Source organism: Actinobacillus seminis (assembly GCF_002263215.1).
GTDB lineage: Bacteria > Pseudomonadota > Gammaproteobacteria > Enterobacterales > Pasteurellaceae > Actinobacillus_B > Actinobacillus_B seminis.
In genome coordinates, this window is the sequence record NZ_NLFK01000004.1 from 79,457 (window position 1) to 93,542 (window position 14,086).

Below are 14,086 nucleotides of genomic sequence, written 5' to 3' on the forward strand. Positions count from 1 at the left end.
TTCTAAAATCAGGGATTATTTTTTGCGAGAATGTAAGCCTTTTTTCTCCAACCCGCGGTAGATTAATTGTTGTTGAACAATTGTGATCAAGTTGGACACCAACCAATATAACACCAAGCCGGCAGGGAACCAAAGGAAGAATACCATGAAAATCAATGGCATAAAGTTCATCACTTTTTGTTGCATTGGATCTGTTACCGGGGTTGGCGACATTTTTTGTAACAAGAACATTGACCCCCCCATCAAAATCGGCAGAATATAGTATGGATCTTGTGCTGATAAGTCTTGAATCCAACCGAAGAATGGCGCATGACGTAATTCAACCGCTTCCATAAATGTCCAATATAAGGCGATAAAAATCGGCATTTGGAGTAGAATTGGCAAACAACCGCCTAACGGGTTTACTTTTTCTTCTTTATACAATTTCATCATTTCTTGGCTCATGCGTTGGCGATCATCGCCGAAACGTTCACGCATTTCTTGCATTTTCGGTTGCAACATGCGCATTTTTGCCATTGAGGTGTATTGCGCTTTGGTTAACGGATATAAAATCGCTTTCACCACTAAGGTTACCCCAATAATCGCCAAGCCCCAGTTTTGTACTAAAGATTGAATAAGGGTCAATAATATGAATAACGGCTTAGCAATGAACCATGCCCAACCGTAATCTACGGTTAAGTCTAAGTAGTTAGCCACCTCGCCCATTTGATCTTGCAATTTAGGACCTGTCCATAATTTGCTGGTGATGATTTGTGTGGCGCCTGCCGGAACGACGGTCACCGGTCCGCGATAACCAATAGAACCGATATTGTTTGGTTTATCAGTTAAGGTATAAAGTTGGTTATCTGCATCTTGATTCGGAATCCAAGCGGAGACGAAATAATGTTGCAAAATCGCAACCCAACCGGCTTTAGTGTTAACGGATAAATTAGCATTTTCCATATCTTCAAAACTGTATTTTTTATAGTTCGTTTCGGAAGAAGAATATGCGCCACCGGTATAAGTTGGCATTGCCATGCTGCCGGAACTTTCCACGAGAGTATGTCTTAATTGACCGTAAGGCTCAACTTCGATAGCATCTGCACTTTGGTTTTGAATTTCAAAGTTAACGTCAACATCGTATTTACCGCGTTTTAACACGAAGATTTTACGATAAGTCACCCCGTTTTTCTCAAAGACGAAAGGAACGCTAAGTTCATCTTGCCCTTCTGCCAATTTGAAGTTATCACCGTTCACTTGATAATCAGCGCGACCGGCAATGCTATCGATACCGTCTTTTCCGATTAAACCGCTTTGAGCGATATAAACCTGTTCAGGTGTATTTTTTAACAACGCAAAAGGCGTATTGGATTTTAATTCCGCATCATATTTTAACAACTCAGAACTGATTACATCACCGCCTAAAGTATCTACCTTTAAGCGAAATACATCATTTTCAAGGGTAATGACGCGTCCTTTGATTTGTGTATTGGTAGCGATTGCAGCAGTTGAAGAAGAACCGACAGGAACATCGGAAGTGTTCGCAGGCGTTGTGGTTTGCGCTTGTTCAGCGGCAACTGGCTGAGGCGTATTGTAATCCACTTGCCATTGCTGATAAACAAGAAAAGAAATAAAGAGTAGTGCTAGCACTAATAGGCTACGTCTTGAATCCATTATTTTTTCTCTTTTTTGTTATTAATATTCGGCGGCACAGGATCGTATCCGCCAGCGTTCAAAGGATGACATTTTAATATACGTTTGACCGTAAGCCAACTACCTTTTGCAACGCCATGTATTTTTAATGCTTCCAGTGCATAGCAAGAACAGGTTGGCGTAAACCGACAACGAGGTCCAATGATCGGGCTGATCACAACTTGGTAAAACCGAACCGACCTAACTAAGATTTTTGCGCCAAACGAAGGTGTCTTTTCCATAACTTATCCAAGGTTGCAAATAACGTGCGGTTATTTAACTTACCAATACCGGCTTTTGCCACGATAATAAAATCGTAAGCAGGCAGCTGATGTTGTAATGAGCGAAAACTTTCGCGACAAACACGTTTAATGCGGTTGCGATCGTGGGCGCGCTTTAAATGTTTTTTTGCCACAGTTAAGCCTAAGCGGGGATGGTCAAGGTCATTTTGGCGGGCAAGAATGCTAATTTCCGGACTACTCGCTCGAAGCGGATCTTGAAAAACGTATTTGAATTGAGAGGGAGTTAACAGACGTAACTCCCGAGAAAAGTTTAGCGTAATCACACCGATAAGGGTTGATTATGCAGATAAACTTTTACGACCTTTAGCGCGACGACGAGCTAAAACTTGGCGGCCGTTTTTAGTTGCCATACGCGCACGGAAACCGTGAGTACGACTGCGTTTTAATACAGAAGGTTGAAATGTACGTTTCATAACTATAATCTACCTAAATCAAAATTGTTACATCATTGTTTTTGATTCAAGGAGGATCAAAAACACGAATATTGAAACAAGGGTTATTCAAATAAGGAACGGAATTGTAATCTGAAATTCAGCGTTCGTCAAATCGGAATACGCAAAATTGAAGAAATAACTCTTCTTTTTCGCCTAAACCGTATAAAAGCGCTGGGGATTATACGGTTTTTACAAAAAATCTCAAGCAAGCTTTTTCGCTTTTTTGATCCTTTTCTAAAGATCTTTGATCAACTTTATTGTAGAATAATCCGAATTCACACCGCACTTCTTGTGGGCTCTGCTAAATTTTTGATTTTATAAACGATAAAATAACAAATGAAACCAACATCCATGTCGCTTTGGCAAGATTGCCTTTTATTACTACAAGATCAAATATCCGCAACGGATTTTGATACTTGGCTGCGTCCGTTACAGGCGGATATTTCCTCGGATAATACAATTGTGCTTTATGCACCGAATATCTTTGTTCGCAGCTGGGTGGAGGCTCATTATCTGGAGCAAATTACTAAATTGGTTCAGCAGTTGGCGCAAAATACGAATTTAATCGTGCGTATACAAGATGGGATCAAGCCGGCAGCAAAACCGGTACAGCGCCAAGAGACAGTTGTATCGCAACCTGTTGTGAGTGAAGAAGAGGAAGGGAAAAGCACGTATCGTTCCAATTTAAATACTAAACAAGTGTTTGAAAATTTTGTGGAGGGTAAATCCAACCAGTTGGCGCGCGCGATTGCGCAAAAAGTGGCGAACAATCCGGGTGAGCAAAGTGCCAATCCGTTGTTTTTATATGGTGGCACGGGGTTGGGGAAAACCCATTTGTTGCATGCGGTAGGTAATGGTATTTGTACGAATAATCCCAATGCCAGGGTCATTTACATTCATGCCGAACGCTTTATGCAGGAATATGTCAAGTCCTTGAAATCCGATACGATGGAAAAATTCAAAAAATTCTACCGCACTTTGGATGCGTTATTAATTGACGATATCCAGTTTTTCGCCGGTAAAGATGGGACACAAGAGGAATTCTTCCATATTTTTAATTCCTTATTTGAGAGTAGTCGACAGATTATTCTTACCTCAGATCGCTATCCGAAAGAGATTGAAAAAATTGAAGATCGCTTAAAATCCCGCTTTGGCTGGGGCTTGACTATTGCGATAGAGCCACCGGATTTGGAAACGCGAGTGGCAATTTTGTTGAAAAAAGCGGAAGAAAAAAACCAAGAACGTCGCGAAAAAGAGGATAAAGAATTGATTATTTTGCCGGAAGAAGTGGCATTTTTCGTAGGGCAAAAATTGCGTTCTAATGTGCGTGAACTTGAAGGTTCATTAAACAAACTTTTTGCTATGGCGGAGTTTAAAGGCGAAAAAGTGATCAGCATTGATTTTGTGCGCGAAACACTAAAAGATATGTTGGCGTTGCAAGATAAATTGGTGACGGTGGACAATATTCAAAAAGTGGTAGCGGAATATTATCGCATTAAAGTGTCTGATTTAAAATCGAAAAATCGTTCCCGTTCCATTGCGCGACCTCGTCAGTTGGCGATGGCGTTGGCAAAAGAACTGACCAACCGCAGCTTGCCGGAAATTGGGAAAGGGTTTGGCGATCGTGATCATACCACGGTGCTTCATGCTTGTCGGACGATTGCAACGCTGCGCAAAGAAGATAATAATATTCAAGAAGATTGGTCAAATTTAATCCGTACTTTATCGGCATAAGGGGCTAAATTATGCAATTTATTGTTTCAAGAGAAAATTTATTAAAACCATTACAGCAAGTTTGTGGCGTATTGAGTAATCGTCCGAATATTCCAGTGTTAAACAATGTGTTATTGCAAATTACCGGCGACCGTTTGACCTTAACCGGGACGGATTTGGAAGTCGAGTTATCCACCCAAACCCAACTTTCACAAGCGGAAAAAGACGGAACCTTCACTATTCCTGCGAAAAAATTTCTTGATATTTGTCGCAGTTTTGCGGAAGACGCGGAAATTACGGTGAGTTTTGAAGAAGATCGTGCCATTGTGCGTTCCGGGCGCAGTAAATTTAATTTGACCACCTTGTCGGCGGAAGAATATCCAAATTTAGCAGATTGGCAATCGCAAGTGGATTTTAGCTTGTCGCACAGTACCTTGCGTCGTTTAATTGAAGCCACTCAATTTTCTATGGCAAATCAAGATGCACGCTATTTTTTAAATGGGATGAAATTTGAAACTGAAGGTAATTTGTTGCGCACAGTGGCAACCGACGGGCACCGTTTGGCGGTTTGTACCATTGCATTGGAGCAAGATTTACAAACGCATTCCGTGATTTTACCGCGCAAAGGTGTGTTGGAGTTGGCGCGTTTGTTGGAAAATAGCGATCAGCAAGCTCGTTTACAAATCGGTACTAATAATTTGCGAATTGATTTAGGCAGTGTGATTTTTACCTCGAAATTAATTGACGGACGTTTTCCGGATTATCGTCGCGTATTGCCGCGCAATGCGCAGCGCATTATGGTGGGAAATTGGGAAATGCTGAAACAAGCCTTTGCTCGGGCGGCGATTTTATCAAATGACAAGGTGCGAACTGTGCGTTTGCAGTTGAGCGAAAATACAATGAAAATTACTGCTACCAACTCTGAGCAAGAAGTGGCAGAGGAGCTAATTGATGTTAATTACAGCGGCGAAGAAATGGAAGTCGGTTTTAATGTCAGCTATATTCTTGATGTGCTTAATGCCTTGAAATGTCAGCAAGTTCGGATGCGTTTAACAGATGCCTCTTCCAGTTGCTTGATTGAAGATGTGGATGATGCCGGCGCGGAATATGTGATTATGCCGATGCGATTATAATAGTATTTATGGCAATCTCTCGTCTAATTGTTGAACATTTTCGTAATTTAACTGCCGTTGATCTCGCCTTTGATCGCGGCTTTAACTTTTTGGTGGGCAATAATGGGAGCGGTAAAACCAGCTTGCTGGAAGCGGTTTTTTATTTAGCCCACGGGCGTTCTTTTAAAAGTGCGGTCGCAAATCGGATTATTTCTTATGGACAACCGCACTTTACCTTACACGGTAAAATCCATGAGCAACAACATCAATGGTCGGTAGGCTTGCAAAAGCAGCGTCAAGGTAATACGGTGCTGAAAATTAATGGCGAGGATGCTAATAAAATTTCCGATTTAGCACATTTATTGCCAATGCAATTGATTACACCGGAAGGGTTAACGTTGCTAAATGGCGGACCGAGTTACCGACGGGCGTATTTGGACTGGGGATTGTTCCATCATCATGCTTCATTTTATGCCGCTTGGGGAAGCTTAAATCGTTTGTTGAAGCAACGCAATTCAGCACTACAACAAGTGCTTTCTTACCAAGAATTGAAAATTTGGGATGTTGAATTAGTGAAGCTGGCACATCAAGTTAGCCAATGGCGTGCTGACTATGCCGAAGCCTTGCGTCCTGATATTGAGCAAACCTGTTTATTATTTTTACCCGAACTTGAGATTTCCGTTTCCTTTCACCAAGGCTGGGAAAAAGACACGGATTATGCGGAAGTGCTGGCGCGTAATTTTGAACGGGATCGCGCTATTGGTTATACCGTCTCCGGACCGCAAAAAGCGGATTTTCGCTTTAAAGCCAATGGACTTCCAGTGGAAGATATTCTTTCGCGCGGGCAGTTAAAACTGCTGATGTGTGCTTTACGCCTTGCGCAAGGCGAACATTTAATGCAACAAAAAGCGCGCCATTGCATTTTTTTAATTGACGATTTTGCTTCTGAATTGGATCAATATAAACGGGCGTTGCTTGCACAACGCTTGCAACAAAGCGGCTCTCAAGTATTTGTCAGCGCGATCACCGTTGAACAATTGCAACAAATGCAACCGGAAAAGCACCGCACTTTTATGGTCAATGAGGGGAACATTCAACAAATTACCTGAAACTTTGGCGATAAGGCTTGAATTATTTTCGTAATCCAGTATGATCCCGCCCTCATTTCGGTGAAAAATCAAAATAACTTTGGGTTCCCTCACCCCAACAAATAATAAAAAGGTAACAACATGAAATCTACACTTTCGATCTTTAGTGATCAACAAAAACGTCGTGCGCTCGTATTGTTGAGCTTGTTCCATATTTTTATTATTGCCGCCAGCAATTATTTAGTGCAAATTCCTTTCGAGATTCATCTTCCGTTGACAAAATTAGGTCTGACGCAGGATTTTTCTATCCACAGTACTTGGGGAACCTTAAGTTTTCCATTTATTTTCTTAGCAACGGATTTAACCGTGCGTATTTTTGGCGCGAAAGAAGCTCGCTGGATTGTATTTATGGTGATGTTTCCCGCGTTGTTGATAAGTTATGTGGTTTCTACAATGTTTTCCGACAGCCAATATCAAGGCTTCGCGGCACTGGCAGAATTTAACTTTTTCGTGTTTCGCATTGCGCTTGCCAGTTTTGCCGCCTACGCGATTGGGCAACTGCTGGATGTAGTGGTATTTAATCGCTTACGTCAATTAAAAACTTGGTGGATTGCACCGACCGGCTCTATGACTTTTGGCTCAATGGCGGATACCTTTTTATTTTTTGCTATTGCGTTTTATGCCAGTAGCGATCCTTTTATGGCAGAGCATTGGGTTGAAATCGGTTTTGTTGACTATTTATTCAAATTATTTGTCGGTTTGGTTCTTTTTGTACCTGCGTATGGCGCATTGCTTAGCTATTTATTGCGCAAAATTAGCCACTTAACCGCACAACCGCAAATGATCTCATCCTAAGGCGGAATGCCCGCCTTTATTTTGGTCATAGTCTTTTCACTGTTTGCATTATTCTTCTGAAAAAATGAAAAAAGTTTGGTAAAATCCGACCGGCTTTATTTCTATTCAATTATCTAAGGCAATTTATGTCAGTTTTAGCTCGTTATCATTCCTACGAATCCTGCGGCACCGTTGATGGTCCGGGTATTCGTTTTATTTTATTTTTGCAAGGTTGTTTGATGCGTTGCAAATATTGTCACAACCGCGATACTTGGGACCTGCACGCCGGTAAAGAAATTTCGGTAGAAGATCTGATGAAAGAAGTGGTGACCTATCGTCATTTCATGAATGCTTCCGGAGGAGGTGTTACTGCCTCCGGCGGTGAAGCGGTTTTGCAGGCGGAGTTTGTGCGTAATTGGTTCCTTGCGTGCAAAGAAGAGGGGATTCATACTTGTTTGGATACTAATGGATTTGTGCGTCATTATGATTTTGTGATCGACGAATTAATTGATGCGACTGATTTGGTTCTGCTCGATTTAAAACAATTAAACGACACCGTCCATCAAAATTTAATCGGCGTCCCCAATAAACGTACCTTGGAATTTGCTAAATATTTGGAAAAACGTAATCAACTGGTTTGGGTTCGTTATGTAGTGGTACCGGGCTATACGGATGCAGATGAAGATGTGCATAAATTAGGGCAATTTATTCAAGGGATGAAGAATATCGAAAAAGTGGAATTATTACCATACCACCGTTTAGGCGCACACAAATGGGAAGCTTTAGGCGAAAAATATGAATTGGAAGATGTTAAACCGCCGATAAAAGAATCTCTTGATCATATTCAAAATATCCTTGAAGGATATGGTCACGTTGTCAAATATTAAGTAATCTTTATGGCGATATTTAGTCGCCGTTTATTTTTATGGATATTGGCTTAAGTTGAGCCATGTTCGAAATCCAGTTAAAATAGACCGCACTTTTAAGCTTACCATTCAAGGATTTTTTATGTCATCACCTCGTTTTGTTCACTTGCGCGTTCACAGTGATTTTTCAATGATAAATGGGATCACGAAAGTGAAGCCTTTAGTGAAAGCCTGCGTGAAACATGACATGGTGGCGATGGCATTAACGGATTTTACCAATTTCTGCGGGCTGGTGCGTTTTTATGGTGAAGCCCTATCTTCCGGTGTGAAGCCGATTGTCGGCGCGGATGTGTTGGTAAAAAGTGATTTAATGGGCGACGAGCGATTTGAATTGACCTTGCTTGCCAAAAATAATCAAGGCTATCATAATATTACGCTTTTATTATCAAAGGCTTACGAACGAGGTTACCAAGATCTTCCTTATATTGATCAAGAATGGTTGATTGAACACCGCCAGGGGATCATTGTTTTATCCGGCGGGCGTTTGGGCGATGTAGGCAAAAAATTGCTTAAAAATAATCCGGCGGAAGTGGAAAGTGCGGTCAGTTTTTATCAACAGTTTTTCCCACAACATTTTTATTTAACTCTCACCCGCACAGGGCGCTCGGAAGAAGAACGTTATATCCAAGCGACACTAAAATTAGCGGCGGAAAAATGCTTGCCGGTGGTGGCAACCAATGATGTGTGTTTTTTGCAGCCGGATGATTTTGAAGCCCACGAAATTCGTGTTGCCATTCATGACAGCTACACCTTAGACGATCCGAAACGCCCCAAATTATATAGTGATCAGCAATATTTTCGTTCAGAACAAGAAATGTGTGAATTATTTGCTGATATTCCGAGCGCTTTGGAAAATTCAGTACTGATTGCACAACGTTGCAATGTGATGATTCGTTTAGGGCAGTATTTTCTCCCGCAATTTCCGACAGGCGAATTAAGCACGGAAGATTATTTGGTGATGAAAGCACGTGAAGGGTTAGAAGAGCGCTTATTGATGTTGTTTCCGGATGAAAAAGTGCGGTTGGAAAATCGCCGGAAATATGATGAACGTCTGCAAGTGGAATTGAACGTAATCAACCAAATGGGGTTTCCCGGCTATTTTTTGATCGTGATGGAGTTTATTCAATGGTCAAAAGATAATGATATTCCAGTTGGTCCGGGGCGAGGATCAGGTGCCGGTTCGTTGGTGGCGTATTCGTTAAAAATCACCGATTTGGATCCGTTGGAGTTTGATTTACTTTTTGAACGTTTCTTAAATCCGGAACGGGTATCTATGCCGGATTTTGACGTGGATTTTTGTATGGACGGACGCGATCGCGTGATCGAACATGTGGCGGAAACTTACGGGCGCGGTGCGGTTTCGCAGATTATCACCTTTGGTACCATGGCGGCAAAAGCAGTGATTCGTGATGTAGGACGCGTGTTGGGACATCCTTATGGATTTGTAGATCGCATTGCTAAATTAGTGCCTCCCGATCCCGGAATGACGTTGAAAAAAGCGTTTGAAGCGGAGCCTCGTTTACCCGAAATTTATGAAGGCGATGAGGAGGTTAAATCACTAATTGATATGGCACGTAAACTGGAAGGCGTGACGCGTAATGCCGGTAAACATGCTGGCGGAGTAGTGATTTCGCCGAGTTTGATTACCGATTTTGCGCCATTATATTGTGATGGTGAAGGTAAACATCCGGTCACGCATTTTGATAAGAATGATGTAGAATATGCCGGTTTAGTAAAATTCGACTTTCTTGGTTTACGTACACTTACTATCATCAAATGGGCATTAGATATGATTAATGCCCGTTTGGAAAAAGAAGGCAAAGCACCGGTAGATATTGCTACCATTCCGCTGGACGATGAGGCATCTTTTACGTTACTTAAAGCCGCGGAAACAACCGCCGTGTTCCAGTTGGAATCACGCGGTATGAAAGATTTGATTAAACGTCTGCAGCCGGATTGTTTTGAAGATATTATCGCGTTAGTGGCGTTGTTCCGTCCGGGTCCTTTAGAATCAGGTATGGTACAAAATTTTATTGATAGGAAACATGGTCATGAACCGGTGGCATATCCTGATCCGGAATATCAACACGAGTGCTTACAACCGATTTTAGAACCGACTTATGGTGTTATTGTCTATCAAGAGCAAGTCATGCAAATTGCGCAAGAATTAGCGGGTTATACCTTAGGCGGCGCGGATTTATTACGTCGTGCGATGGGTAAGAAAAAGCCGGAAGAAATGGCGGCACAGCGTGAAACTTTTGAAAAAGGGGCAATTGCTAAAGGCATTGATGGTCATTTGGCAATGAAAATCTTTGATTTGGTAGAGAAATTTGCCGGTTATGGCTTTAATAAATCTCACTCTGCAGCCTATGCGCTTGTTTCTTATCAAACCTTGTGGCTAAAAGCCCATTATCCGGCGGAATTTATGGCAGCTGTAATGACTTCGGAAATGGGTAACACAGAAAAAATAGTCGGGTTGTATGATGAATGTTTACGTATGGGATTAACTGTTGTTCCTCCGGATATTAATACGGGGAAACATCATTTTAGTGTGAATGATTACGGTCAAATTGTTTATGGTATAGGGGCAATTAAAGGAGTCGGTGAAGGACCGATTGAGGCTTTTATTGAAGCCCGTAATCAAGGTATTTTTAAAGATTTGTTTGATCTTTGTGCTCGAGTAGATCTGAAAAAAATCAACCGCCGTACCTTTGAAAATTTAATTATGTCGGGTGCTTTTGATAAATTAGGACCTCATCGTGCAGCACTGGCAAGGAACCTTGAAGATGCACTAAAAGCCTCTGACCAACACGCAAAAGATGAAGCTATCGGTCAAGCGGATATGTTCGGTGTACTTACGGAAACACCGGAAGAAGTGGAAAATGCTTATGCAAAAACACCGCGTTGGACGGAAAAACAAATTTTGGATGGTGAGCGAGAAACCTTGGGGCTGTATTTAAGTAGCCATCCAATCAGCCGCTATTTGAAAGAGCTTTCCCATTATAGCCACACGCGTTTGAACGAATTGGTGCCGAATTATCGAGGCCAAACCAGCACTGTGAGCGGTTTGATCGTAAATACACGCTTTGCAGTCACCAAAAAAGGCAATCGTATTGGTATCGCGTCTCTGGATGATCGCGCCGGACGTTTGGATATTACCTTATTTGGCGAAACTTTGGAGCGTTTCGGTGAAAAATTGCAAAAAGACAGCGTAGTAATTGTTACGGGGCAAGTGAGTTTTGATGAGTTTTCACAAGGATTAAAAATGGCGGTACGTGATTTGATGACTTTAGATGAAGCTCGAGGTCGTTATGCCAAAAGTTTAGCGATCAGTTTGGAACAAGCACAAATTACACCGCACTTTATCAAAAAACTTAAAGAAATCTTAACCCCTTATAGCAATGGCACCCTTCCCATTCATGCCTATTATCAAAGTCCACAAGGGCGCGCTTTATTACGATTCGGTATCCAATGGTCGGTCAAACCGACGGACGAATTATTGGCAAATTTAGTGGCTTTATTGGGCGAAAGCGCAGTGGAGTTGGAGTTTGAGTAGATGACAGTTGCGCCACATTGAGTAGATGCGGTGCAACTGGGTAAAACTAACTGAATTTTAACCGCACTTTTATGGTGATACGGGTTATTCGTCGGCGCGAATTTTGTGTAAAAAGGCTTTGGTGCGTTCGTGTTGTGGGTGGTGGAACAATTGTTCCGGGGAGCCTTGTTCTACGATATGCCCCTTATCCATCACCACTACAAGATCCGCAACATCCAGTGCGAACTTGATTTCGTGTGTCACCACGACCATCGTCCAGCCTTCGTTTGCTAATTCTTTCATGGTGTTAAGCACATCTTGTACCAATTCCGGATCTAGGGCGGATGTCGGTTCGTCGAATAACATTAATTCTGGCTGAATGGCTAAGGCGCGCGCGATGCCGACGCGTTGCTGTTGTCCGCCGGAAAGTTGGTAAGGATAAAGATCCATTTTATCCGCTAAACCGACCTTATTTAGGAGCGCAATGGCTTCTTCGCGTACGACGCTTGGATTGCGTTTTTGCACTTGAACAGGACCTTCCATCACATTTTCTAACGCAGTTTTATGTGGAAAAAGATTGTATTGCTGGAACACCATGCCGGATTTTCGGCGCAACGGTAAAATCTCTTTCTTGATGGATTTACTTGAAAAATCAATGAATAATGGATTTTCTTTATGGAACTCAATAGTGCCTTGCTCGGCAAGTTCAAGGGCGTTTAAGCAACGTAAAAAGGTTGTTTTCCCGGAACCGGATGGACCGAGAATCACTACAACTTGACCTTTTTCAATATCTAAATCAATGCCTTTCAGCACGGAGTTATTGCCGAAAGTTTTATGAATATTACGAACTTTAATCATTTTTCACTTCCCATTAATGTGCCACATAGCGATCAAGGCGTTTTTCGATGCGTGCTTGAATGATAAACAAAATGAAGCAGTAGCACCAATAAATCAAACCGGCTTCAATATAGACCGGAAGGAAATCGTAGGAGGCGTTGGCAATTTGTTGCGCTACCCGAAACATTTCCGTTACGGTGACCACCGAGGCGAGGGAGGTATCTTTAAATAAGCCGATAAAGCTGTTGCTAAGTGGCGGAACTGCGACGCGAAAGGCTTGCGGTGCGATAATGCGACGGAAAGTTTGCATATAGGTCATACCGATAGTATAACCCGCTTCCCATTGTCCTTTCGGCACGGATAAAATCGCAGCGCGCACGGTTTCCGAGCCATAGGCACCAACATTTAAGGAAAAACCGATAATGGCGGCGGGAATGGGATCAATAAAAATATTAAGTGCCGGTAACCCGTAAAATACTACGGAAATTTGTACCAACATTGGCGTTCCGCGGATAATGGAGACGTAACTCTTTGCTAACATTACTAAAGTGCGGTGAAAAAAGCCGGTGTTTTGGCTAATTCTTAATAACGCCACCGCTACAGCAATGATCATGCCTAAGAAAAAAGAAACGACAGCAAGCGGTACTGAAACCAGTACCGCTGCTTTAACCATTGGAAGAAATCCGTTGATAACTAAATCCGCCCTTGTTTCGGTCATAAAAGGCAGTGATGCAAGGAAATTATTTAACACTGATATCTTTACCGAAGAATTGTTCACCTAGTTTTTTCAAGGTACCGTCGTTGCGCAATTCAATCACAGCTTGGCTGATTTTCGCTAAGGCCTCTTCATTTCCTTTATTTGCAATAAAGCCGGAACCGATTTTATCGCCGGATTCCCATACCGGTTTTAAACCGGAATTCGGGTTTTTCTTCAAATAATCTAATAACGCTAAAGAATCGTTGAAAGTAACGTCGGCTTGTTTATTTTGTAACAATTTTAGCCCTTGCGCCATACCGTCGATTGGCACGATATTCGCTTGGTATTTCACTGCCAACTCACCATAGTTGGAACTTAAGGTTTGCGCCGCTCTTAAGCCTTTCACATCTTCTACTTTGCCAATGCGGTTTTCGTCGGCACGCGCTATTAACATCGCCCCGCTCCAGCTGTAATTTTCGGATTTATCAAATGTTGCTTGGCGTTCCGGTGTTGTTAAGCCGACTTGGTTGGCTACCAAATCAAAACGACCGCCTTTTAAGCCGGCTAACATGGAATCCCAAGCGGTTTCTTTAAAATCAACTTTAATGCCTAATTTTTCGGCTACTGCACGAGTGACTTCCACATCATAACCGGTTAATTTTCCACTTTCATCATGATAAGTGAAAGGTGCATAGGTTCCTTCGGTTCCGACGGTAATCATTCCTTTGTTATTGATGCGCTCTAATAAGTTGTCTGCAGTGATCGCTTGAGTGGCAATACTATAAAAAATGGAAGTGGCTAAAAATGCCATGTTTTTTAACATATTTTCCTCCTTTTATTAAAAAATAGATCAGTTCAAATCCGTTGCAGGGATTGTATGAAAAAATTCGGATGTTACAAATAACTTTTAGTTATATGTTATAAGCAAGAAAAGTAA

General features: G+C 42.0%; 13 protein-coding genes. 6 read left to right on the top strand and 7 right to left on the bottom strand.

Annotated elements, in window-relative coordinates:
• Window positions 1–15 precede the first annotated feature (15 nt).
• The 4 genes from yidC to rpmH are packed head-to-tail and all read right to left on the bottom strand — an operon-like array spanning window position 16 to window position 2,386.
• Window positions 16–1,653, bottom strand: a complete 1,638-nt coding sequence (gene yidC / locus CFY87_RS05100) for a membrane protein insertase YidC (protein WP_094946175.1) — start codon at window positions 1,651–1,653, stop codon at window positions 16–18.
• Complete coding sequence (yidD, locus tag CFY87_RS05105; protein WP_094946176.1) at window positions 1,653–1,913, bottom strand: membrane protein insertion efficiency factor YidD; 261 nt, start codon at window positions 1,911–1,913, stop codon at window positions 1,653–1,655. Before yidD ends, yidC begins: the two co-directional genes overlap by 1 nt.
• Complete coding sequence (gene rnpA / locus CFY87_RS05110; RefSeq protein ID WP_094946177.1) at window positions 1,877–2,236, bottom strand: ribonuclease P protein component; 360 nt, start codon at window positions 2,234–2,236, stop codon at window positions 1,877–1,879. The genes yidD and rnpA overlap by 37 nt, the downstream gene beginning before the upstream one ends.
• A 15-nt stretch (window positions 2,237–2,251) precedes the next feature.
• Window positions 2,252–2,386, bottom strand: a complete 135-nt coding sequence (rpmH, locus tag CFY87_RS05115) for a 50S ribosomal protein L34 (RefSeq protein WP_005539760.1) — start codon at window positions 2,384–2,386, stop codon at window positions 2,252–2,254.
• A gap of 357 nt (window positions 2,387–2,743) precedes the next feature.
• Between rpmH and dnaA the strand changes: the two genes are divergently transcribed.
• The 6 genes from dnaA (at window position 2,744) to dnaE (ending at window position 11,636) form a co-directional block, all read left to right on the top strand.
• Window positions 2,744–4,141: a chromosomal replication initiator protein DnaA gene (dnaA, locus tag CFY87_RS05120; protein ID WP_094946178.1), complete on the top strand. Its 1,398-nt coding sequence runs from the start codon at window positions 2,744–2,746 to the stop codon at window positions 4,139–4,141.
• Between the two features lie 11 nt (window positions 4,142–4,152).
• Window positions 4,153–5,253 carry a DNA polymerase III subunit beta gene (gene dnaN / locus CFY87_RS05125; RefSeq protein ID WP_094946179.1) on the top strand — a complete coding sequence of 367 codons (1,101 nt, stop codon included), beginning with the start codon at window positions 4,153–4,155 and terminating at the stop codon, window positions 5,251–5,253.
• A gap of 8 nt (window positions 5,254–5,261) precedes the next feature.
• Window positions 5,262–6,341 carry a DNA replication/repair protein RecF gene (recF, locus tag CFY87_RS05130; RefSeq protein ID WP_094946180.1) on the top strand — a complete coding sequence of 360 codons (1,080 nt, stop codon included), beginning with the start codon at window positions 5,262–5,264 and terminating at the stop codon, window positions 6,339–6,341.
• A gap of 120 nt (window positions 6,342–6,461) precedes the next feature.
• Window positions 6,462–7,175 (top strand): 7-cyano-7-deazaguanine/7-aminomethyl-7-deazaguanine transporter, encoded by a 714-nt coding sequence (locus tag CFY87_RS05135; RefSeq protein ID WP_094946181.1) that lies wholly within the window; start codon window positions 6,462–6,464, stop codon window positions 7,173–7,175.
• 125 nt (window positions 7,176–7,300) lie between these two features.
• Entirely contained in the window at window positions 7,301–8,041 is a 741-nt protein-coding gene (gene pflA / locus CFY87_RS05140; protein WP_094946182.1) for a pyruvate formate lyase 1-activating protein, read from the top strand.
• A 121-nt stretch (window positions 8,042–8,162) separates the two neighbouring features.
• Window positions 8,163–11,636, top strand: coding sequence for a DNA polymerase III subunit alpha (gene dnaE, locus CFY87_RS05145; RefSeq protein ID WP_094946183.1), 3,474 nt, complete (start codon window positions 8,163–8,165; stop codon window positions 11,634–11,636).
• Between the two features lie 84 nt (window positions 11,637–11,720).
• Here dnaE and CFY87_RS05150 read toward each other — a convergent pair whose 3' ends face one another.
• From CFY87_RS05150 to CFY87_RS05160, 3 genes are read right to left on the bottom strand one after another with little or no spacing between them, the layout of a single operon-like run.
• Window positions 11,721–12,473, bottom strand: a complete 753-nt coding sequence (locus tag CFY87_RS05150; protein ID WP_094946184.1) for an amino acid ABC transporter ATP-binding protein — start codon at window positions 12,471–12,473, stop codon at window positions 11,721–11,723.
• A 13-nt stretch (window positions 12,474–12,486) separates the two neighbouring features.
• Window positions 12,487–13,203, bottom strand: a complete 717-nt coding sequence (locus tag CFY87_RS05155) for an amino acid ABC transporter permease (protein ID WP_094946185.1) — start codon at window positions 13,201–13,203, stop codon at window positions 12,487–12,489.
• On the bottom strand, window positions 13,193–13,960 hold the full coding sequence (locus tag CFY87_RS05160; RefSeq protein WP_419670249.1) for an amino acid ABC transporter substrate-binding protein: 768 nt from the start codon (window positions 13,958–13,960) through the stop codon (window positions 13,193–13,195). The genes CFY87_RS05155 and CFY87_RS05160 overlap by 11 nt, the downstream gene beginning before the upstream one ends.
• Window positions 13,961–14,086 lie beyond the last annotated feature (126 nt).

What these genes read in the sequence shown, in the direction of transcription:
- yidC (WP_094946175.1), bottom strand. Translation starts at nt 1,653, where the DNA reads ATGGATTCAAGACGTAGCCTATTAGTGCTAGCACTACTCTTTATTTCT.
- yidD (WP_094946176.1), bottom strand. Translation starts at nt 1,913, where the DNA reads ATGGAAAAGACACCTTCGTTTGGCGCAAAAATCTTAGTTAGGTCGGTT.
- rpmH (WP_005539760.1), bottom strand. Translation starts at nt 2,386, where the DNA reads ATGAAACGTACATTTCAACCTTCTGTATTAAAACGCAGTCGTACTCAC.
- dnaA (WP_094946178.1), top strand. Translation starts at nt 2,744, where the DNA reads ATGAAACCAACATCCATGTCGCTTTGGCAAGATTGCCTTTTATTACTA.
- dnaN (WP_094946179.1), top strand. Translation starts at nt 4,153, where the DNA reads ATGCAATTTATTGTTTCAAGAGAAAATTTATTAAAACCATTACAGCAA.
- recF (WP_094946180.1), top strand. Translation starts at nt 5,262, where the DNA reads ATGGCAATCTCTCGTCTAATTGTTGAACATTTTCGTAATTTAACTGCC.
- CFY87_RS05135 (WP_094946181.1), top strand. Translation starts at nt 6,462, where the DNA reads ATGAAATCTACACTTTCGATCTTTAGTGATCAACAAAAACGTCGTGCG.
- pflA (WP_094946182.1), top strand. Translation starts at nt 7,301, where the DNA reads ATGTCAGTTTTAGCTCGTTATCATTCCTACGAATCCTGCGGCACCGTT.
- dnaE (WP_094946183.1), top strand. Translation starts at nt 8,163, where the DNA reads ATGTCATCACCTCGTTTTGTTCACTTGCGCGTTCACAGTGATTTTTCA.
- CFY87_RS05150 (WP_094946184.1), bottom strand. Translation starts at nt 12,473, where the DNA reads ATGATTAAAGTTCGTAATATTCATAAAACTTTCGGCAATAACTCCGTG.
- CFY87_RS05160 (WP_419670249.1), bottom strand. Translation starts at nt 13,960, where the DNA reads ATGGCATTTTTAGCCACTTCCATTTTTTATAGTATTGCCACTCAAGCG.